Source organism: Nonomuraea sp. KM90 (assembly GCF_052246675.1).
Lineage (GTDB): Bacteria > Actinomycetota > Actinomycetes > Streptosporangiales > Streptosporangiaceae > Nonomuraea.
The window spans coordinates 47,043-66,730 of sequence record NZ_JBQQCB010000024.1 but is presented as its reverse complement, the minus strand read 5'-3'; the positions used below and the strand labels follow the sequence as shown (position 1 = coordinate 66,730).

Genomic DNA, 19,688 nt, shown 5'->3' with positions numbered 1-19,688 from the left:
GGCGGCCACGCTACTCTCCGCCGGGCGTTCCGTCTCAGGGAAGTGCCGCGCCGGGTCTCGGACACCGGTCATGCGGGGTGGGGGCGCCAGCCGGGCCGGGTGCCGTCGCGCAGGGCCTTCGCCTGCGCTCTCGCCTCCGTCGCGAAGAGCCGCAGCCCCGTGGCGCCGAAGCCGGCCGCGACCTCCGCCAGCGCCGCCGCGTCGCCTTCGGCCAGGGCGCGGGCATGGCGCGCGGCGAGGCGTACGCGCGGCCCGTCCAGGACCGCCGCCAGCTCGCTCAGCCGGGGGAGCGCGCTGATGGGGGCGCCCAGCCGTACGGCGTCGTGCAACGCGATCGCCTCGAAGGACGCGGGCCCGCCCTCCCGGCACTCCTCCGCGTGCGCCAGGGCGAGCTCCACGGCCCGTGACGGCCCTCCCGACGCGGCCTCCGCCCAGACCTCCGCGAGCGCCCTCCAGTGCCGGAGCGCGGTCCACGTGGCGCGTCCGCGGGCCGCCTCCAGCGACGTCCGCGCGCCGGCCGCGTCCCCGTGCAGCGCCTGGGCCGTCGCGTACGCCGCCATCCGTTCGGCGGCGTCCTGGGGCGTCTCCCGCCGGGCCGGGGTCCGCAGGATGAGGAGCGCGGCTCCCAGCTCGCCCCTGAGCATCGCCAGCCGTGCCTGTGCGAGGGCCTGCTCGTTCCGGCCCGGCCAGCCGTGCTCGCCGGGCGGCCGGCGCATGGCGGCGATGGCACGGGCGGTCAGGTCCAGGTCGCCGGAGAAGCAGCCGCACATGGCCGACGTCGCGTACGGCGACGTGTACGGCCGCCCCGGGCCCTCCTCGGCGCGCGGCGCGTCCTCGACCGCTCCGGCCGCCTCGCCGGTCCGGCCCGCGTGGCAGAGGGCCAGCGCTCGTGCCCCTGCGACCTTCGCGTCCGTCACCGCGCCCGAACCGGCGCTGAGGCCCCCGTCCGTGCCGCGCGCACGGCCGATGAGCCTGAGTGCCTCGTCGGCTCGGGCGGCTTCGGCCAGCAGGACCGCCCGCGCCGCGTCCGCCTCCCGCCGCGGGCCGGGGCCGGGGACCTCCTTGCGCGTGGTGGCCAGCAGGTCCAGCGCGTCGCCGAGCCGGTTCAGGCCCCAGGCCAGGTTCTCGGCCCTGGCCACGGCGAGCCGTACCCGGTCCCGATCGTCACCGGACCAGCGCTCCTCCGCCCGCAGGAGCACCGCCTGCGCCTGGTGCGGCTGCCCGGCGTCCTCCAGGGCGGCGGCCAGTTCGACGGCCGCACCCGTGCCGCCGCCCGCGCGTACGGCGGCGCGGCCGAGCCGGATGGCCGCCGGGTGATCGTGTACGCCGCCCGCCAGCCGGCACGCGCCCAGCAACGGCCCGGGGTCGGCCTCCACCCCGCCGGCCAGGCGCCACCCGGCGAGCACGGCCGGATCGCCGCTCCCGTCCGCCTCCACGGCGGCGACCAGCCTGGCGTACCGGTCATCGCGCCGCTCCCGCGGGCAGCGTTCGCGGGCCGCCGACCCGTACAGCGGGTGCGCCGGTCGGACGACCTCCCCGCGTCCCTCGGCCGCCACGGTGATCAGCCCGCCCTCGGCCGCCTCCCGCACCGCCGTCCCGGAGCACAGGGCCGCCAGCGCAGGCATCCCTACCGGCTCCCCGAACGCCGCGTACTCCAGCACCTCCCCGACCTCCGACGGCAACGCCCCCACCCGCCGGCCGACGAGCTCCTCCGGCCCCCGCGCCTCCGGCGGCTCCCCGGTCAGCCGCCACACCCCGCCGGTCCGCTGGAGCGCTCCAGCCGCTCGGGCGAGCTCCACCGTCTCGCGCAGCCACAGCGCGTTCCCTCCGGTGAGCTCCGCCAGCCGCGCCACGGCGGTCTCATCAACCGGGCCGTCCAGCGCCGCCGCGAGCACGGCCGCCACGTCGCCCTCGCGGAGCGGCTCCACCTCGAACCGCCTGAGCCGCCCGTCCCGCCACAGCTCCACGACCGGCCCGTCGGGGGGCTCTCCGGAGCACACGGTCGCGATCAGCCGGATCCGCCCGGTGCGTACCAGGGTGGCCACCACCTCGGCCGAGTGGCGGTCCAGGAGGTGCGCGTCGTCCACCGTCACGACGGCGGCGCCGGCGTTGCGCAGCAGCCACTCACCGCACCGCTGCACCGTTTCGGCCGCCGCGCAGGCCGGGCCGGGCGCGGGGGTGCGGGCCGTGCCGGGATCGGGCGGGAGCGAGGTGGTCAGGGCGCCGCCGGGCACGTCCCGCAGTGCCGTGGCGGCCCTGATGGTGCGGACGCCCCCGAGCCGCCCGGCCGGCAGCTGCTCGGTCAGGTGCGTGGCCAGGGCGGTCTTGCCCGCCCCCGGTGGTCCCGCGAGGAGCACGCCCTGGGCGGTGGGGTCGCACGCGAGGCGGAGCAGGTGCCCGAGCTCCTCTCCGCGCCCGGCGAACGGCCAGGTGGTCCCCATAAGGGCAGGTTACGCCCTAGATGCGAGAAGGTGATCAGCTATTTCCGTGTTTATAGCCTGACAAGGACTAAAAGCGGCACAAGCCGGGACAGGTGCCGCCCGCCCAGGGCCGTCAATGACGCGCCGAAAGGCCGGGGAGGACGCGGTGGGGCGGGCAGTGCGGGCCGGATCGGCGGCGCCGGCGGGGTGCGGGTGGCGGTGGCGGGGGAGTGGTGCAGGTTGTATTAGGACTACTCGCGAAAAGTCGGGGAATATATCGCTTAATCCGGTAAATGGTGAAGATCTTTCGGAAAATGAACGGTGGGAAACGAGCCTGCCATGTGGTGATTGGCGGGGAAATGCGGCACGGTACCGGTCGTCCTGATCCTGGTGATCCGGTCCGTCTCGAAGCCGCGGGGCCCGGCTAGGCCGGTCGGAAAGACCGTACGCCCCGCAACAGACGTACCGCCGCCTCCAGCCCGCTGGCCGCCTCCAGGGCCCGCCCCGTCGCGGTCGCGAAGCGGCTCAGCAGATGCTCGTCCCTGTCGCAGAACCCCCGCCCGGCCACCCACACGAACGTGTGGTCCCGAGCCGCCACGGGCACGGGAGTGGCCAGGAACCCCGGCTCGCCCATCGAGGCGTCGTGCGCCAGCCGTACCGTCACCGACGACGCGGCCAGCTCCTTCAGCACCCCCGATTCGGCCAGCCACCGCCGCAGGCCCAGCGGGTCGCCAGGAGGGGCGTGCACATGAACGGCGCTCGCCTCCTGGCGCAGCGCGTCCACCCGGACGAATCCGGAGTAGCCGGTGCCGGCGACGGCGGCGGCGGTACGCGCCAGCCGTTCGAGCAGGTCCCCGGCCTCCAGGCAGGAGAACGAGGCGATGAGTTCACGCACGGCGACATCGACACGGTTGTATGGCATCGCGGTGGTCCCTCGGAGCGGAGGGGCGAGATCGCGCAGCCCGATCACGCGAAGCTCGCCTGCGGGTGCCCTGACTATCACCCTCGACGCGGCTCTTGACTAGCCCTCAACAGGAAATCAGGATTTTTGACCTTTTCGGCCCGCCGCCAGGCCCCCGCCGCAACGCCCGCATGCGCCAAGGACGGGCCGGCCGCGACCTCGACCAGGGCGGGCGCCCACCGGCGACCCCCGCCGCGGCAGCCCGCGCCTACGACGACCGCAGCCGCACCCACTGCACGTCGTCGGCCCTGGTGCCGTCCGGCCTGGGGAACAGCTCCCGGTGCACGCCCTCCCGCTCGAACCCAGAACGTTCCAGCACCGCGTGCGAGGCCGTGTTGTCCACGTCGGTCCCCGCCACGATCCGGTGCAGGCCCGTGTTCGCGAACGCCCACTCCACCAGCAGCCCGACCGCCCGCGTCATGAACCCCTTCCCCCGGAACTCCGGCACCAGCGAATAGCCGATCATCGCCTGCCCCAGGGCCGGGACCACCTGCATCAGCTGCAGATGCCCCGCGAACGCCCCCGAGGCCGCGTCCCTGACCGCCAGCTCCACCCGCTGCCCCGACACCCACCAGTAGCCGGTGTACCGGCAGCGCCGCTCGTCGTCCTCCAGGGTGGTCGGCGGCGCCAGGGAGTAGGCCCGCACGCCCGGCTCGGCCATCATCCGGTGGAAGTCCCCGGCGTCCCCGGCCGCCATCGGCACCAGCCGCACCACGCCGTCGCTCAGCTCCCCGCCCGGGAAGAACGGCAGGTACGGCGCCACCGGCGCGTCCCCCTTGAGCCTGGCGAACGTCACGAGATCGACGTACCGCCCGTCCCGCAGCCGCTTGGCCGCCCGCCGCCGCCCCTCCTCCTGGAACCCCGCCTTGTACGCCACCCGCAGGCTCGCCACGTTCTCCACCTCGGCCTGCAGCTCGACCCGGCGCACCCCCTGGTCGAACAGCCAGTCCGACACGGCCCGGGTCGCTGTCGTGGCCACGTTCCGGCCCCGCGCCCACGGCGCCACCAGGTAGCCCAGCTCCGCCACGCCCCAGTGGTCCGCCGGGCGCACCCCGATCGACCCGGCGAACCGCCCGTCCTCCGTGATCGCGTACTCGGCGCCGCCGTCCTCCCACTTCCCCGTGGAGCTCTTCACGTAGTCGAGCGCGTGCTCCAGCGTGTACGGCCGCGGCAGCAGCGGCATGAAGCGAACCGTCACCGGGTCGTCGCACATCTTCACGATCGGCTCGGCGTCCGCCTCCACGGGAGGACGGAGGATCAGGGAGCCGGACGAGATCACATCACGCGGGAGCATCCCCCATAGATATCGTGCGTCCGGACCTGCTCGAAAGCCCTATAACCTTGCCGCCATGGGTTTCCGCAGGCATGGGCCTTTCCAGGTGGGGGATCAGGTGCAGCTCACCGACCCCAAGAACAAGCGCCACACGATCACGCTCAAAGAGGACGGCGTCTTCCACACCCACAAGGGCGCCATCCCGCACAGCGAGCTGATCGGGCAGCCTGAAGGCTCCGTCGTGCGCTCCTCCGGCGGCACCCAATACCTGGCCTTCCGCCACCTGCTGCAGGACTACACGCTGGCCATGCCGCGCGGCGCGGCCGTCATCTATCCCAAGGACGCCTCGATGATCGTCGGCATGGCCGACATCTTCCCCGGCGCCCGCGTGATCGAGGCCGGCGTCGGCTCCGGCGCGCTGACGTGCTTCCTGCTGCGCGCCGTCGGCCCCGAGGGCCGCGTGACCTCCTACGAGCGCCGCCCGGAGTTCGCGGACGTGGCGCGCAAGAACGTGGAGAAGTTCTACGGCGGCCCCATGGACGACAACTGGCGCCTGGTCGTGGGCGACCTGGTCGCCTCCATCGACGAGGTCGACGTCGACCGCGTCATCCTCGACATGCTGGCCCCCTGGGAGTGCGTCGACGCCGCCGCCAAGGCGCTCACCCCCGGCGGAGTGATCTGCTGCTACGTGGCCACGACCACGCAGATGTCCAAGACTGTCGAGGTCATTCGCGATCACGGGTGTTTCACCGAGCCACATGCGTGGGAGACCCTGGTTCGCGACTGGCATGTCGAAGGACTCGCGGTGAGACCGGATCATCGGATGATCGGTCACACCGGTTTCCTCGTCTCCGCCCGCCGCATGGCCGACGGCGTGACCCCGCCGCCGCGCCGTCGTCGACCGAAGGGGACCACCGAGGAACTATGACAATTTGGCCACGAGGGTGCTTTGGTGCGTGACACGGGAACAGATCGCCGTGTTCATATGCTGGGAGTATTAAACGCACCATTAGGCATTATTCAACGAACACTGAATGTCACTCGACGAACACTGCCCGGCCAGGTTACGGAGGGGCCCGAGATAGGTAAGGTCCTTAGTAGTCGCCCTCGACTGGGAAGGAGGTGACGGGGCGTGGCAGCTCGCGATGATGCTGAGGCTCGAGCCGCGCAGCGCGAACGGGAGGTCGCTGATCTTTCAACACAGGTCTCCTTCCTCCAGGAGGAGATCACCGCGCTGAGGCGGAAGCTGGCCGAGTCACCCCGTCAGGCCAGGGTCCTCGAAGAGCGTCTCCATGAGGCACAGGCGAATCTCGCGGCCGTTACAGGCCAGAACGAGCGCTTGGTGGCAACCCTCAAGGAGGCCAGGGACCAGATCGTCGCTCTCAAGGAGGAGGTCGACCGGCTGGCGCAGCCGCCATCCGGCTTCGGCACCTTCCTTGAAGCCAGAGAAGACGGCACGATCGAGGTGTTCACCGGAGGCCGCAAGCTCCGGGTGAACGTCAGCCCGGCCGTCGACGTCGACTCGCTGCGGCGTGGCCAGGAGGTCATGCTCAACGAGGCGCTCAACGTGGTCGAAGCCCTCGGCTACGAAGAGGTCGGCGAGATCGTGATGCTCAAAGAACTGCTCGACGAGGGCAAGCGGGCCCTGGTCATCTCGCACGCCGACGAGGAGCGCGTCGTGCGACTGGCCGAGTCGCTGGTCGGCCAGCCCATCAGGGCCGGCGACTCGCTGCTGCTCGAACCTCGTTCCGGCTACGTCTACGAGCGCATACCCAAGTCCGAAGTCGAAGAGCTGGTGCTCGAAGAGGTCCCCGACATCTCCTACGAGGAGATCGGTGGCCTCATGCGGCAGATCGAGCAGATCAGGGATGCCATCGAGCTGCCCTACCTGCACGCCGACCTGTTCCGCGAGCACAAGCTCCGTCCCCCGAAGGGCGTGCTGCTGTACGGCCCGCCCGGATGCGGCAAGACGCTCATCGCCAAGGCCGTCGCCAACTCCCTGGCCAAGCAGGTCGCGGAGAAGACCGGCCAGTCCGGCAAGAGCTTCTTCCTCAACATCAAGGGTCCGGAGCTGCTCAACAAGTACGTCGGTGAGACCGAGCGGCACATCCGCCTGGTCTTCCAGCGGGCCCGCGAGAAGGCCTCAGAGGGCACCCCGGTGATCGTGTTCTTCGACGAGATGGACTCGATCTTCCGCACCCGAGGCTCCGGCGTGTCCTCCGACGTGGAGAACACCATCGTCCCTCAGCTGCTGTCGGAGATCGACGGCGTCGAGGGCCTGGAAAACGTCATCGTCATCGGCGCCTCCAACCGCGAGGACATGATCGACCCGGCGATCCTGCGGCCCGGCCGCCTGGACGTCAAGATCAAGATCGAGCGGCCGGACGCCGAGGCGGCCAAGGACATCTTCTCGAAGTACCTGGTCGCGGACCTCCCGCTGCACCCGGATGACCTCACGGAGCACTCCGGCTCCCGCGAGTCCACCATCCAGGGCATGATCCAGAGCGTCGTGGAGCGGATGTACACCGAGAGCGAGGAAAACCGCTTCCTCGAGGTGACCTACGCCAACGGCGACAAGGAGGTCCTCTACTTCAAGGACTTCAACTCGGGCGCGATGATCCAGAACATCGTCGACCGGGGCAAGAAGATGGCCATCAAGCAGTTCCTCGAAAGCGGCCAGAAGGGCCTGCGGGTGCAGCACCTGCTCACGGCCTGCGTGGACGAGTTCTCCGAGAACGAGGACCTGCCCAACACCACCAACCCCGACGACTGGGCCCGCATCTCCGGCAAGAAGGGCGAGCGGATCGTCTACATCCGCACGCTCGTCTCCGGCAAGCAGGGCACCGAAGCCGGCCGGTCCATCGACACCGTCGCCAACACCGGTCAATACCTGTAGAACCCCTGGACGGCAGGGCCGCGCGGAACCATCCGCGCGGCCCTGCCGTCTTTCCACCGCGAGCGCCTTGTGTCCGGGTACACGGCAAAGGCGAGGATGCTCCCGGGGCGAAGGCGCGGTGAAGGCGCGACGACACGGCCGATACGCATGCACGCCATCCCGATGAAGCGCACACTGGGCCTGTGACCACGCTCAAACGGGTAGACGTGCACGTCGAAGGCATTGTCCAGGGGGTCGGCTTCCGGCCCTTCGTCTACTCGCTCGCCAACCGGCTGGGGCTGGCCGGGCGCGTGCACAACGACGTCAACGGCGTACACATCGAAGTCGAAGGAGCCCTGGCCGGGGTCGAGGAGTTCCTGACCGCCCTCGAACGCGACGCGCCCGCCCTGTCCGAGATCGAGCGGGTCACCGTCGTCAGCGGCGAGCCCGCCGGGCACAGCGGCTTCACCATCGCCGCCAGCGACCCCTCCGGGCTGCGCCGCGCCCTCGTCTCGGCCGACGGCGCCACCTGCGACGACTGCCTGCGCGAGCTGCACGACCCGGCCGACCGCCGCCACCGGTACCCGTTCATCAACTGCACCAACTGCGGGCCGCGCTTCACCATCGTCCGCGGCGTCCCGTACGACCGGCTGCTGACCACCATGGCCGGCTTCGGCATGTGCGACGCCTGCGCCCGCGAATACCACGACCCCGCCGACCGCCGCTTCCACGCCCAGCCCACCTGCTGCCCCGCCTGCGGCCCCCGGCTGCGGCTGCGCGACGCGCGCGGCACCGAGCTGTGCGGCGACCCCGTCGCCTGCGCCGCCGCCCTGCTGCGCGCCGGGCGCGTCGTCGCCGTCAAGGGCCTGGGCGGCTACCACCTCGCCGTCACCGCCTCCGACGAGCGGGCCGCCGCCGCGCTGCGCGGCCGCAAGCACCGAGAGGACAAACCGTTCGCCGTCATGGCCGCCGACCTGGCGCAGGCCCGCCGGCTGTGCGAGATCGACGACGCCGCGGCAGCGCTGCTCGCCGGCCGCGCCCGGCCCATCGTGCTGCTGCCCCGCCGCGCCGGCGCACCCGTCGCGCCCTCCGTCGCGCCCGGCCACCGCCGCCTCGGGCTCCTGCTGCCCTACACGGCCCTGCACCACCTCCTGCTGGCCGAACTCGGCGAACCCATGGTCCTGACGAGCGGCAACGTCTCCGACGAGCCCATCGCGTACGAGGACGCCGACGCCCTGACCCGCCTCGGCGGCATCGCCGACGCCTTCCTCGTCCACGACCGCGCCATCCACACCCGCACCGACGACTCCGTCGTACGCCCCGCGCCCGGCGGGGTCACCGTGCTGCGCCGGGCCCGCGGGTACGCCCCCGAACCGCTCGCCCTGCGCCGGCCCGCGCCCCGGCCCGTGCTCGCCTGCGGCGCCGAGCTGAAGAGCACCTTCTGCCTCGTCCAGGGCCGGCGCGCGTTCGTCTCCCAGCACATCGGCGACCTGGAGAACCAGGACACCCTGCGCTCCTTCGTCGAGAACATCGACCACTACTGCGGCCTGTTCGGCATCCGCCCCGAGGTCGTCGCGCACGACCTGCACCCCGGCTACCTGTCCACCAGGCACGCCCTGGAGCTCCCCGGCGTCGAACGCGTCGGCGTCCAGCACCACCACGCCCACATCGCCTCCTGCCTGGCCGACAACGGCGACCAGGGGCCCGTGATCGGCGTCGCCTTCGACGGGATCGGCCACGGCACCGACGGCACCCTCTGGGGCGGCGAGTTCCTCCGCGCCGACCTGGCCGCCTTCGAGCGCCTCGGCCACCTCGCCCACGTCCCCATGCCCGGCGGCACCGCCGCGATCAGGCACCCCTGGCGCATGGCCGCCGCCTACCTGCACGACGACCACCCCGGCCTGGACGTGTACAGGCGCAACGCCGAACGCTGGACCGACGTGCTGCGGCTCGCCGACAGCGGCCTCGCCTCGCCCCTGACCTCCAGCGCGGGCCGCCTGTTCGACGCCGTCTCGGCGCTGCTCGGGATCCGCGACAAGATCACGTACGACGGCCAGGCCGCGATCGAGCTCGAACAGCGCGCCGACCCCGGCGAGACCGGCGTCTACCCCGCCGCCATCACCACCCCCGGCCCGCTCGTCGTCGAGGGCGCCGACCTCGTCCGCGCCGCCGCCGCCGACCTGACCGCCGGGGTCGACCCGGGCGTCATCGCCGGCCGCTTCCACAACGGCGTCGCCGCCGCCATCACCCGCGCCTGCGTGGAGCTCAGGCAGCGGACCGGGCTGACCGCCGTGGCGCTGTCCGGCGGGGTCTTCCAGAACGCCCTGCTGCTCGAACGCACGGCCGAACGGCTGCGGGCCGCCGGGTTCCGGGTGCTCAAGCACGTACGGGTGCCGCCCAACGACGGCGGCCTCAGCCTGGGCCAGGCCGCCGTCGCCGCCGCCCGCGACCACGCCCTGTGACGGCACCCCACGGCACCCTCGGTAGGGCTGCACTGCTCGGGCGGGGTCGACCGGAGGCCACGCGGGCTGCGCCGATGGGGCAGCGCCGGAGCAAGCGGCGCCCGTACACGTGCTCGTGTGCCCCCGGCGTGTTGCTGATGGGAACAAAGGGCCCGATGGAACCAAAGTGATCAGAGTTACGTCAAAGATGGCGTGCATTCCCCCAACCGGTCAAAGCATGCTCGGGGAGACGGCCGGTTGGCCGAACTCGACCTCCTGCGCTTCCTCGCCGCCCTGGCGGTCGTCGCCTTCCACTACCTGGTCGCGTACGCCTCGGTGTGGGGAGACAGGCCCGCCGAGCTGTTCCCGGCGCTGGCGCCCATCGCGGGGCTCGGCATCCTCGGCGTCGAGCTGTTCTTCATCATCAGCGGGTTCGTCATCCTGATGAGCGTCTGGGGGCGCGGACTCGGCGCGTTCGCCCGCTCCCGGCTGGTCCGCCTCTACCCCGCGTACTGGCTCAGCCTGGCCGCCATCGCGGCCCTCTACGGCCTCACCGGCGCCAAGGCGCTCGACCCAAAACTTTCACCAGGCGAATACCTGGTGAACGCCACCATGTTCCAGCGGCTGTTCAAGCTCACCGACGCCAGCGGTGTCTACTGGTCGCTCTGGGCCGAGCTCCGCTTCTACCTGCTGATGGCCATCCTGGTGATCATCGGGGTCACGCGCGGGCGCGTCCTGGCCTTCTGCGGCATCTGGCTCGCCGCCGCGCTCGGGGTCAAACTGCTCGAGGAGTACGAGATCTTCGAGAACGAGCTCGTCCGCGAGATCGTCATGCCCGGCTACGCCGGATACTTCGTCGCCGGCATGGCCCTCTATCTCGTGCACAAACACGGCGGCGGCTGGTTGCCCTGGCTCTACGTCGCCGTCTCCTACGGGCTTTCCCTGCACTCGGCCCTCGGTCGCGTGCACGGCCGCATCGAGCTCGCCGGGTTCAAGAACATGCCCGTCACCGACCTCAGCGTGATAATCACCCTGACGCTGATCTTCGTCGCCATGGCCCTCGTCGCGCTCGGCGCGGTGCGGATGCGGACCTCCCGGGTGCTCACCGCGCTCGGCGGCACGACATACCCGCTTTACCTCTTCCATAGCGTTGTCGCGGTGGCCCTCATCCCGCTGCTCACCGGCGATCTGCCCCCCTTGGCCGTCGCCACGATCACGACCCTGGCCGCGATCCTCCTGTCATATCTCGTCTACTCCTTTGCCGAACGCCCCATCCAGCGGCTACTCAAGCCCCGCAGACGTACACAAACCCCATCAGCTCCCGTCGTACAGGGTGAAAAGGCGTCGGTGCCATAACTCTGTGGCCCTGGGGCACTGTGAAGGGCATAGGCTCGGGCATATAAACGGCGGATAGACAGACCCGGACGAACAGAGGGTGTTGCATGACGGTGCGTCGGGTGATGGGCATCGAGACCGAGTACGGCATCTCCGTACCAGGTCAGCCAGGCGCCAACGCGATGGTGACCTCCTCCCAGGTCGTGAACGCCTACCTGGCCGCCTCGGCGGCTCGCGCGCGCAGAGCACGATGGGACTTCGAGGAGGAGAACCCGCTCCGCGACGCGCGCGGCTTCGACCTGGCCAGAGAGGTGGCCGACACCAGCCAGCTCACCGATGAGGACCTTGGCCTGGCCAACGTCATCCTCACCAACGGCGCCAGGCTCTACGTCGACCACGCCCATCCGGAATACAGCTCGCCCGAGTGCACCAACCCCCGGGCGGCCGTCATCTGGGACAAGGCCGGCGAGCGCGTCATGTACGACGCCGCCACCCGCGCCTCCGCCATCCCCTCCAACGCGCCCATCCAGCTCTACAAGAACAACACCGACGCCAAGGGCGCCTCCTACGGCTGCCACGAGAACTACCTGATGCGGCGCGCCACCCCCTTCGCCGACATCGTCCGGCACCTCACCCCGTTCTTCGTCTCCCGGCAGGTCGTCGTCGGCGCCGGCAAGGTCGGCATCGGCCAGGACTCCCGCGGCGAGGGCTTCCAGATCAGCCAGCGCGCCGACTTCTTCGAGGTCGAGGTCGGCCTCGAGACCACGCTCAAGCGGCCCATCATCAACACCCGCGACGAGCCGCACGCCGACCCGGAGAAATACCGCCGGCTGCACGTGATCATCGGCGACGCCAACATGTCCGAGATCTCCACGTACCTGAAGCTCGGCTCCACCGCGCTCGTCCTCGCCATGATCGAAGAGGGCTTCCTGACCCGCGACCTCGCCGTCGAGAACCCCGTGCAGGCCCTGCGCGCCGTCTCCCACGACCCCAGCTGCCGCTACGAGATCCCCATGCGCGACGGCCGCAAGCTCACCGCCGTCCAGCTCCAGATGGAATACCTCGAGCAGGCCCGCAAATACGTCGAAGAGCGCGGCACCGCCCAGGACGAGATGAACAAGGACATCCTCGACCGCTGGGAATCCGTCCTCACCCGCCTCGCCGAAGACCCCATGCAGCTCTCCCGCGAGCTCGACTGGGTCGCCAAGCTCGAACTCCTCGAGGGCTACCGCAGCCGCGACGGCCTGGCCTGGTCCCACCCCCGGCTCCAGCTCGTCGACCTGCAATACTCCGACATCCGCCCCGACCGCGGCCTCTACAACCGCCTGGTCGCCCGCGGACGCATGCAGCGCCTCGTCACCGAGGAAGAGGTCCAGCGCGCCGTCGAGAGCCCGCCCACCGACACCCGCGCCTACTTCCGTGGCCGCTGCCTGAGCCAGTACAGCGAATCCGTCGCCGCCGCCTCCTGGGACTCCGTCATCTTCGACATCCCCGGCAGGGAATCACTCCAGCGCGTCCCCACCCTCGAACCGCTGCGCGGCACCAAGGCCCACGTCGGAGAGCTCTTCGACCGCTGCCACACCGCCGCCGACCTCGTCGCCGCCCTCACCGGCGGCGACTGACCCGCCCACCGCTCGCTCCCGGGGCCGGCCGGCCGTCACAGCAGGCCGATCCCCAGCGTCAGCGTGCCCACCGCCAGGCACGCACCACCCGCGACCGTCAGCCAGATCAGCTTGCTCGGCTTCGTGTCGCTCGGGCGCACCACCGACAGGAAGAACCCCAGCGGCATCAGGATCGGGGCCGCCACGATCAGCGTCCTGGTCAGCGCCTTGAGGCCCTCCGGCAGGCCCGACTGGTCCACGTACAGCATCGCCACCAGGGCGAACAGCACCAGCACGCCCGCATGGGCATGACCCGCGCGCCACAGGCCGCGGCGAACCGGGTTGTCCAGGTAGCCCGGGACGTTCTTCATCAGGAACGACAGCAGCGACACGCCACCGAAGGCCACCAGCGGGACTGTGATGAGGAGCACACCAGCCGTGCTCAGGGACGAAGGGGACATCTCAACCTCCTGTGTCTACGGGGGTTCATTATTGGATAGGACTGCTATCTAGTCAACCCGGCAAGATCGACGGGCGATCGGCGCGAAATGTCGCCCGGTTCGGGGAAGATATGCCTAGAGGCAGTCCCCCAAAGCGGAGGTAGGACATGGCAACCAAGGACACCGGCGGCCAGAAGCAGACCGGCCGTCGCGAGAGCGAAGTCGAGGAGACCGAGGCCTCGGCGGCACCGGACGTTCAGGAGCGGCAGGAGAAGCTCACGGACGATGTCGACGCGATTCTGGACGAAATCGACGAAGTTCTCGAAGAGAACGCAGAGGAGTTCGTGCGCAGTTACGTCCAGAAGGGCGGAGAGTAGGGCACAACGGACAGGCGCAAGGGGTAGATCTGGTGGAGTCGCCGGGTGATGCGACGTGGTGTCCGGACCGTGGTGAGCTCAAGGCGATCGACGGGTTCGGGCTCAACAAGCGCATGGCCGATGGGCGGGCGCGCTACCGCAAGGTCTGCTTTCGGCGGCGTTCCACTCAGAGTCATCGGAAGTGGAAGGCCGATGTGACGCGTGAGAACAAGGCCGAGAAATACCGCTACGGCATCACAGAGGACGACTTCGCGCGCATGCTCGCCCACCAGGGCGGGCTCTGCGCCATCTGCCGGGTCGTTCCGGGCACCTTCGTCGATCACAGTCATGAGACCGGGCAGGTGCGGGGTGTTCTCTGTTTCCACTGCGACAACGGGCTCGGATCTGGACGGGGAGGTGCTCTGGCCGGGGTTCGTGGTTCTGCCGGAGGTGGTGACGTTTCTGTGGTTTGAGGTTCGGTTCTCGGCGTTCTGTCGGCGGGTGACGCGGGCCGGTCAGCCCGCCTGTCCGATCCGTCAGCCGGGCATCGTGTAGTCGACGGACACGCCCACGAGGCGGATGGGGCGGGTGAGGTCGTGGCGGTCGAGGATGGCCAGGGCCGTCCGGGTGACGGTGTCGGGGTCGGTGGTGGGGTGGGGGAGTTTTGACTGGCGGGTGCGGGTCAGGAACGGGGTGGAGCGGATCTTGACCCGGACCAGGGTGATCTCGCGGCCGGCGGCGGTGGCGTCGTGGGCGACCTGCTCGGCCAGGGCGGTGAGGTGGCGGGTGAGATCGGCCCGGTCGGTGAGGTCGTGCGTGAAGGTGGTCTCGCGGCTGTGGCCGCGGGCGATCCAGGGGGTGGTGACGACTTCGGCCTCGCCCTTGCCGAGGGCGAGGTAGCGGTACCAGGGGCCGTTGGTGGGGCCGAAGCGGCTCGCCAGGTCGGCGGGGTCGGCGGCGGCCAGCTGGGCGACGGTGTGCAGGCCGAGGGCGGCCAGTTTCCTGGAGATCCGGGCGCCGATGCCCCAGAGGGCGTCGGTGGGGCGGTCGTACATGACCTCGGCCCAGTTGTCGCTGGTGAGGCGGTAGATCCCGGCGGGTTTGGCGAGGCCGGAGGCGAGTTTGGCCTGGTGTTTGTTGTCGCCGATGCCGACGGAGCAGTCGAGGTCGGTGCGGGCGCGTACGGCCTGCCGGAGGTCGGCGGCGAGGGCTTCGGGGTTGTCGGTGGTGGCGCCCAGGAAGGCTTCGTCCCAGCCCCAGATCTCGACGCGGACGGGAAATTCGCGCAGGACGGCCATGACGCGTTCGGAGGCGGCCTCGTAGGCGGGTGGGTCGCTGGGCAGGAAGACGGCTTCGGGGCAGCGTCTGAGGGCGGTGCGGAGCGGCATGCCGGAGTGGATGCCGTGTTCGCGGGCCTCGTAGGTGGCGGTGGCGGCGACGGTGCGGGGCTGGGTGGGGTCGCCGGAGCCGCCGACGACGACGGGTATGCCGCGGAGCTCGGGGTGGCGCAGGAGCTCGACGGCGGCGATGAACTGGTCGAGGTCGACGTGCAGGATCCAGTCCCTGGTGGACGTGGTGCCCATGTCCAGTATGGCGGGGCCGGGGTGGGGCGCCGGGGTGGGCCGGGTCAGGGGAAGGTGGTGAGGAGGTCGTCGTCGCGGTAGAGGAGGGCGCGGCGGGGGACGGCCCAGGCGGGGGTGCCGAGGGGTGGTTCGTCGCCTTCGGGGACGACGAGCTGGATGAGGGTGTCGGGGGCTTCGAGGGTGACGAGGGTGTGGGTGCCGAGGTTCTCCAGGACGGAGATGACGCCGGGGAAGGCGTCGGGGCGTTCGGTGGCGGACAGGTCCATGTATTCGGGGCGTACGCCGTAGGTGAGGTGGCCGTCGCCGGCGGCGAGGGCCGTGGGGGCGGGGAGGGTGGCGCCGGCGACGTGGAGTGCGGTGGCGGTGGCGTGGGCGGGGAGGAGGTTCATCGGGGTGGAGCCGATGAAGGAGGCGACGAAGGTGGTGGCGGGGCGGTGGAAGATCTCGGCCGGGGTGCCGACCTGGATCATGCGGCCGTGCGACATGACGGCGATGCGATCGGCGAGGGCGAGGGCCTCGGCCTGGTCGTGGGTGACGAAGACGGTGGTGACGGCGAGTTCGCGCTGGAGGCGTTTGAGGAAGGTCCTGGCTTCGAGGCGGAGGCGGGCGTCGAGGTTGGATAGGATAGGGGCTCGTCGAAGAGGAAGGCGGTGGGATGGCAGGCGATGGCGCGGGCGAGCGCGACGCGTTGCTGCTGGCCGCCGGAGAGCTCCGAGGGGCGGCGGTGGAGGAGCTCGGTGAGGCTGAGGCGGGCGGCGACGCCGGCGGCCTTGGCGGTGCGTTCGGCGCGGGGGACCTTCTTGATGCGCAGGGGGTAGGCGATGTTGGCGGTGACGTTCATGTGGGGGAAGATCGCGTAGTCCTGGAAGACCATGGCGACGTCGCGGTCGCCCGGGGGGAGCGCGGTGACGTCCGTGTCGTCGATGCGGATCTGCCCTCTTGTGGGGGTCTCCAGGCCGGCGATGGTGCGCAGGAGGGTGGTCTTGCCGCAGCCTGAGGGGCCGAGCAGGGCGAAGAACTCGCCGTCGGCGATGGTGAGGTGCAGGTCGTCGAGGGCGTGGACCCCGCCGGGGAACACCTTGGTCAGGCCGTGCAGGGAGATCACCGTTTGATCCCTCCGTGGAAGCGGAAGCCGTAACGCTGGGAGACGAACAGGTACATCGCGACGACGGGCAGCGAGTAGAGCAGCGAGAAGGTGGAGATGAGGTCGAGCTTGGGCGCGCCGCCCTCGGTGTAGAGGGTGTAGAGGATGACGGAGCCGGGGGCCTTCTCGGGGTCGCGCAGCAGGATGAACTGGAAGAGGAAGCCGCCCCAGACGCTGGCCAGGGCCCAGACGGCGATGGTGGCCAGGCCGGGCCGGACCAGGGGGACGACGATGTGGCGCAGGATCTGCAGGGACGAGGCCCCGAAGACGCGGGCGGACTCCTCGTACGAGGTGGGGGTCTCGTCCATGAAGTCCTTGAGGATGAAGATCGCGGCGGGCAGCAGGCCGCCGGAGACGACGAGGACGACGCCGAGGTGGGTGTCGATGAGGTCGAGCCGGGTGGCGAGCTCGAAGATGGGCACCATGGCGGCGGTGCCGGTCACGACGGACGACAGCAGCAGCAGGACGTAGAGGAGGGCGTCGCGGCCGGGCACGCGGACGCGGGACAGCGCGTAGGCGGCGAGCGCGGCCAGGACGACGACGAGCGCGGCGGCGCCCCCGCCCTGGATGAGGGAGTTGCGGATGGAGCCGAGCGCGTAGGGGTTGTCGAGGATGGCGCGGAAGTTGTCGAGCGTGAACTCGGGGACGGACGTGGTGATGGTGGGGGTCTCGTCGAAGGGGGCGCTGGCCAGCCAGAGCATGGGGAGGGTGAAGAAGGCCAGGACGACGGCGATGAAGACGGTGGCGGCGAGCCTGCCGACGGTGTGGCGGATCATGCGGGTGGCCCTCCGGCTGCGGCGACCTCCTGTTGCCGGCGCTGGCCGCGCAGCAGCCGCAGGTACGCCAGGGCGAAGACGAGGTTGATCAGCAGGATGAGGAAGGAGATGGCGGCTCCGACGCCGAGCTGGCCGTCTCTGAGGGCGACGCGGTAGACGTACACGGGCAGGATCTCGGAGCGGCCCTCCGGCCCGCCGCCGGTGAGGACGAACGGCGTGAAGTCGTTGAACGTCCACAGGCTGATGAGCAGCAGGTTGGTCAGGATGTGGCGGCGGATGCGGGGGAAGACGACGTCGCGCAGCTGCTGCGGGACGCGGGCCCCGGCGAGGCGGGCGGTCTCCAGGTGGGACGGCGGCACGTTCTCGAGGGCGGCGGAGTAGAGCATCATGGAGAACGCGGTGCCGCGCCACACGTTGAAGATGATGATCGACAGCAGCGGGTGGTCGAGCAGCCAGGCGAACCCCGGGGTGTTCAGGAGTGCGTTGAGGGTGCCTTCGTCGCGGTCGAGCAGCGCGTACCAGAGGAAGCCGACGACGGTGCTGGGCAGGATCCACGACAGCAGCACGACGCCTTCGACGATCCGGCGGACGGGGCCGGTGCGGGAGCGCAGGATCCAGGCGAGGGCGAAGCCCAGGCCGGCCTGGCCGATGATGGCCGAGCCGCCGACGTACAGGAGGGTGAGCCACAGCGAGCTGAGGAAGCGGGGGTCGGTGAGGGCGCCGCTGTAGTTGTCGAGGCCGACGACCTGGGGGTTGGCGGCGGCCAGGCCGGTGAGGCGGTAGTCGGTGAGGCCGAGGTAGACGGTCCACAGGGCGGGGAAGATCAGGAAGACGGCGATGAGGACGAGGGCGGGCAGGACGAACGCGACCGCCCTGCCCCTGCCGAGCCCCGCGGCGTCAGCCGCCGACATTGGCCGCGCCACCGACCAGTCCCTCCAGCTTGCCCTGGTAGGCGACGGCCGCCTCGTCCGCGCTCTTGCCGCTGATGACGGCGGCGGTGGCCTCCTGCAGGGCGGTGGAGACCTGCGGGTAGACGGCCAGGCCGGGCCGGTAGGCGGTGATGGGCAGGACCTCGTCGGCGATGTACTTGAGCATGGGGTCGGCGGTGAGGACCTCGTCGTTGACGTCGGTGCGGGAGCTGATGCGCGCCTGCCCGGCCAGCTGCGACTTGGTGGCGGCGGCCGAGTGCATGAAGGCGAGCAGGTCCCAGGCCAGCCTGGGGTTCTTGGAGAACGGGTTGAGCACGCGTACGGCGCCGCCTGACATGCTGACGAAGTCCTGGCCGCGCAGGCCGGCTCCGGGCTGCTTGGCGGGGATCTTGGCGTAGCCGACGGCCTGGTCGCGGTCCTTCATGGGGGCGACGCCGGCCTGGGGCTCGATGACCGAGCGCCAGAAGTAGTCGCTCTCGGCGAGGATGCCGATCTTGCCGGCGGCGAACTGGGCGAAGGACTTGTCGCGGCCCTTGGCCTCCTGCTGGAGCCTGGGGTCGCCGAGGCCGCTGCCGCCGTAGATCTGCTGGTAGAGGCCGAGCGCGTCCTTCATGGCCTGGGAGGCGCCGGTCCATTTGCCGTCGGCGTAGATCTCGGCTCCGGCTCCGGCCAGCAGCGGGAGCACGCCCTGCATGGTGGTGGCCTCGCCCATGGCGGTGCCGGCGTTGAGCTGGATGGGGGTGGGCACGCCCGCGGCCTTGAGCTTGGTGCCGGCGTCGATGATCTCCTGCCAGCTGGTGGGCTGCCAGGGGTCGGGCAGGCCGGCCTTCCTGAACAGCGTCCTGTTGTAGAACAGGACGCGGCCGTCGGTGCCCTGCGGCAGGCCGTACTTCTTGCCGTCGAAGATGCCCAGGCCCTGCACGGCCTGCGGGATCTGCGCCCAGCCCTCCCACTGCTCGACGGTGGCGCCGCCCACCTCGGCCAGCGGTTTGATGTAGCCGGCCTGGGCGAACTCGCCGACCCAGATGCCGTCGACGTCGATGACGTCGGCGCCGGTCCTGGACTTGAGGTCGAGCGCGATCTTGGTCTTGTACTGCTCGTCGTCGACGCCGCTGGGCTGGAACAGCACCTTGACGTCGGCGTGGGTCTTCTCGAACTCGGGGATCACCCACTGCTTGATCCACTGGGCGGATTCGGCGTTCTTGCCGCCCTCGATGGAGTTGGCCGCGATGGTGAGGGTGATGCTGCCCCCGCCTCCCTCAGACCCGGTGCCGGTGCCGCAGGAGGTGAGGGCGAGAACGGTGATGGCCCCGATCAGCACAGGTCGGCTGGGGAGTCTCATGTCGGCCTCCTGTTCAGGACGTGCAGACATACCGACAATCGCATGGGCGGTGGCGGCCGTAAAGAAACGATCTGAACACGGACCTTCCGCGTTAATCGGATCTTCAAGGCGGTATCGCGGGGATGGTTCGCCGTGAGCTGATCGTGGGAAGTGCAGACAGCAACCCAACATGAGTAGGGTCGCCCTAGGAACACTGAACGTTTGGAGGGAGT

At 70.6% G+C, this 19,688-nt stretch carries 17 protein-coding genes; 7 read left to right on the top strand and 10 right to left on the bottom strand.

Features of this window, described 5'->3' with window-relative positions:
* Window positions 1-68: 68 nt before the first annotated feature.
* The 3 genes from ACTWPW_RS24760 to ACTWPW_RS24750 form a co-directional block, all read right to left on the bottom strand.
* Window positions 69-2,441 carry an AAA family ATPase gene (locus ACTWPW_RS24760; RefSeq protein WP_443170026.1) on the bottom strand — a complete coding sequence of 791 codons (2,373 nt, stop codon included), beginning with the start codon at window positions 2,439-2,441 and terminating at the stop codon, window positions 69-71.
* A 403-nt stretch (window positions 2,442-2,844) separates the two neighbouring features.
* Window positions 2,845-3,342 (bottom strand): hypothetical protein, encoded by a 498-nt coding sequence (locus ACTWPW_RS24755; RefSeq protein ID WP_364135081.1) that lies wholly within the window; start codon window positions 3,340-3,342, stop codon window positions 2,845-2,847.
* A 247-nt stretch (window positions 3,343-3,589) separates the two neighbouring features.
* Window positions 3,590-4,675, bottom strand: coding sequence for a GNAT family N-acetyltransferase (locus tag ACTWPW_RS24750; RefSeq protein ID WP_375113989.1), 1,086 nt, complete (start codon window positions 4,673-4,675; stop codon window positions 3,590-3,592).
* Between the two features lie 55 nt (window positions 4,676-4,730).
* Here ACTWPW_RS24750 and ACTWPW_RS24745 point away from each other — a divergent pair, with 55 nt between their 5' ends.
* The 5 genes from ACTWPW_RS24745 (at window position 4,731) to dop (ending at window position 12,927) form a co-directional block, all read left to right on the top strand.
* Entirely contained in the window at window positions 4,731-5,582 is an 852-nt protein-coding gene (locus ACTWPW_RS24745; protein ID WP_375113988.1) for a tRNA (adenine-N1)-methyltransferase, read from the top strand.
* Between the two features lie 204 nt (window positions 5,583-5,786).
* Complete coding sequence (gene arc / locus ACTWPW_RS24740) at window positions 5,787-7,550, top strand: proteasome ATPase (protein ID WP_364135090.1); 1,764 nt, start codon at window positions 5,787-5,789, stop codon at window positions 7,548-7,550.
* 182 nt (window positions 7,551-7,732) lie between these two features.
* The gene (hypF, locus tag ACTWPW_RS24735; RefSeq protein ID WP_443170025.1) at window positions 7,733-9,991 is read left to right on the top strand and encodes a carbamoyltransferase HypF; all 2,259 of its coding nucleotides are present in this window, start codon (window positions 7,733-7,735) and stop codon (window positions 9,989-9,991) included.
* A 237-nt stretch (window positions 9,992-10,228) separates the two neighbouring features.
* Entirely contained in the window at window positions 10,229-11,326 is a 1,098-nt protein-coding gene (locus ACTWPW_RS24730) for an acyltransferase family protein (RefSeq protein WP_443170024.1), read from the top strand.
* An 86-nt stretch (window positions 11,327-11,412) separates the two neighbouring features.
* Window positions 11,413-12,927, top strand: coding sequence for a depupylase/deamidase Dop (gene dop / locus ACTWPW_RS24725; protein WP_375113985.1), 1,515 nt, complete (start codon window positions 11,413-11,415; stop codon window positions 12,925-12,927).
* 35 nt (window positions 12,928-12,962) lie between these two features.
* Here dop and ACTWPW_RS24720 read toward each other — a convergent pair whose 3' ends face one another.
* Window positions 12,963-13,367 carry a hypothetical protein gene (locus tag ACTWPW_RS24720; protein ID WP_375113984.1) on the bottom strand — a complete coding sequence of 135 codons (405 nt, stop codon included), beginning with the start codon at window positions 13,365-13,367 and terminating at the stop codon, window positions 12,963-12,965.
* 146 nt (window positions 13,368-13,513) lie between these two features.
* Here ACTWPW_RS24720 and ACTWPW_RS24715 point away from each other — a divergent pair, with 146 nt between their 5' ends.
* On the top strand, window positions 13,514-13,723 hold the full coding sequence (locus ACTWPW_RS24715) for a ubiquitin-like protein Pup (protein ID WP_148031422.1): 210 nt from the start codon (window positions 13,514-13,516) through the stop codon (window positions 13,721-13,723).
* Window positions 13,724-13,755: 32 nt separating this feature from the next.
* The gene (locus tag ACTWPW_RS24710) at window positions 13,756-14,175 is read left to right on the top strand and encodes an endonuclease domain-containing protein (RefSeq protein ID WP_443170023.1); all 420 of its coding nucleotides are present in this window, start codon (window positions 13,756-13,758) and stop codon (window positions 14,173-14,175) included.
* A gap of 63 nt (window positions 14,176-14,238) precedes the next feature.
* Here the strand turns inward: ACTWPW_RS24710 and ACTWPW_RS24705 are convergent, their stop codons facing one another.
* From ACTWPW_RS24705 to ACTWPW_RS24680, 6 genes are read right to left on the bottom strand one after another with little or no spacing between them, the layout of a single operon-like run.
* Window positions 14,239-15,285, bottom strand: a complete 1,047-nt coding sequence (locus tag ACTWPW_RS24705) for a DNA polymerase IV (protein WP_443170022.1) — start codon at window positions 15,283-15,285, stop codon at window positions 14,239-14,241.
* Window positions 15,286-15,329: 44 nt separating this feature from the next.
* Window positions 15,330-15,770 carry a TOBE domain-containing protein gene (locus ACTWPW_RS24700; RefSeq protein ID WP_443170021.1) on the bottom strand — a complete coding sequence of 147 codons (441 nt, stop codon included), beginning with the start codon at window positions 15,768-15,770 and terminating at the stop codon, window positions 15,330-15,332.
* The gene (locus tag ACTWPW_RS24695; protein WP_443170020.1) at window positions 15,752-16,390 is read right to left on the bottom strand and encodes an ABC transporter ATP-binding protein; all 639 of its coding nucleotides are present in this window, start codon (window positions 16,388-16,390) and stop codon (window positions 15,752-15,754) included. The genes ACTWPW_RS24700 and ACTWPW_RS24695 overlap by 19 nt, the downstream gene beginning before the upstream one ends.
* Complete coding sequence (locus ACTWPW_RS24690) at window positions 16,387-17,205, bottom strand: carbohydrate ABC transporter permease (protein ID WP_364137518.1); 819 nt, start codon at window positions 17,203-17,205, stop codon at window positions 16,387-16,389. Before ACTWPW_RS24690 ends, ACTWPW_RS24695 begins: the two co-directional genes overlap by 4 nt.
* A complete protein-coding gene (locus ACTWPW_RS24685) occupies window positions 17,202-18,116 on the bottom strand; it encodes a carbohydrate ABC transporter permease (RefSeq protein WP_443170019.1) in 915 nt (304 codons plus the stop codon). The genes ACTWPW_RS24690 and ACTWPW_RS24685 overlap by 4 nt, the downstream gene beginning before the upstream one ends.
* On the bottom strand, window positions 18,103-19,476 hold the full coding sequence (locus tag ACTWPW_RS24680; protein ID WP_375113980.1) for an extracellular solute-binding protein: 1,374 nt from the start codon (window positions 19,474-19,476) through the stop codon (window positions 18,103-18,105). The genes ACTWPW_RS24685 and ACTWPW_RS24680 overlap by 14 nt, the downstream gene beginning before the upstream one ends.
* Window positions 19,477-19,688: the final 212 nt, after the last annotated feature.

What these genes read in the sequence shown, in the direction of transcription:
- ACTWPW_RS24760 (WP_443170026.1), bottom strand. Translation starts at nt 2,441, where the DNA reads ATGGGGACCACCTGGCCGTTCGCCGGGCGCGGAGAGGAGCTCGGGCAC.
- ACTWPW_RS24755 (WP_364135081.1), bottom strand. Translation starts at nt 3,342, where the DNA reads ATGCCATACAACCGTGTCGATGTCGCCGTGCGTGAACTCATCGCCTCG.
- ACTWPW_RS24750 (WP_375113989.1), bottom strand. Translation starts at nt 4,675, where the DNA reads ATGCTCCCGCGTGATGTGATCTCGTCCGGCTCCCTGATCCTCCGTCCT.
- ACTWPW_RS24745 (WP_375113988.1), top strand. Translation starts at nt 4,731, where the DNA reads ATGGGTTTCCGCAGGCATGGGCCTTTCCAGGTGGGGGATCAGGTGCAG.
- dop (WP_375113985.1), top strand. Translation starts at nt 11,413, where the DNA reads ATGACGGTGCGTCGGGTGATGGGCATCGAGACCGAGTACGGCATCTCC.
- ACTWPW_RS24720 (WP_375113984.1), bottom strand. Translation starts at nt 13,367, where the DNA reads ATGTCCCCTTCGTCCCTGAGCACGGCTGGTGTGCTCCTCATCACAGTC.
- ACTWPW_RS24715 (WP_148031422.1), top strand. Translation starts at nt 13,514, where the DNA reads ATGGCAACCAAGGACACCGGCGGCCAGAAGCAGACCGGCCGTCGCGAG.
- ACTWPW_RS24705 (WP_443170022.1), bottom strand. Translation starts at nt 15,285, where the DNA reads ATGGGCACCACGTCCACCAGGGACTGGATCCTGCACGTCGACCTCGAC.
- ACTWPW_RS24700 (WP_443170021.1), bottom strand. Translation starts at nt 15,770, where the DNA reads ATGTCGCACGGCCGCATGATCCAGGTCGGCACCCCGGCCGAGATCTTC.
- ACTWPW_RS24690 (WP_364137518.1), bottom strand. Translation starts at nt 17,205, where the DNA reads ATGATCCGCCACACCGTCGGCAGGCTCGCCGCCACCGTCTTCATCGCC.
- ACTWPW_RS24685 (WP_443170019.1), bottom strand. Translation starts at nt 18,116, where the DNA reads ATGTCGGCGGCTGACGCCGCGGGGCTCGGCAGGGGCAGGGCGGTCGCG.
- ACTWPW_RS24680 (WP_375113980.1), bottom strand. Translation starts at nt 19,476, where the DNA reads ATGAGACTCCCCAGCCGACCTGTGCTGATCGGGGCCATCACCGTTCTC.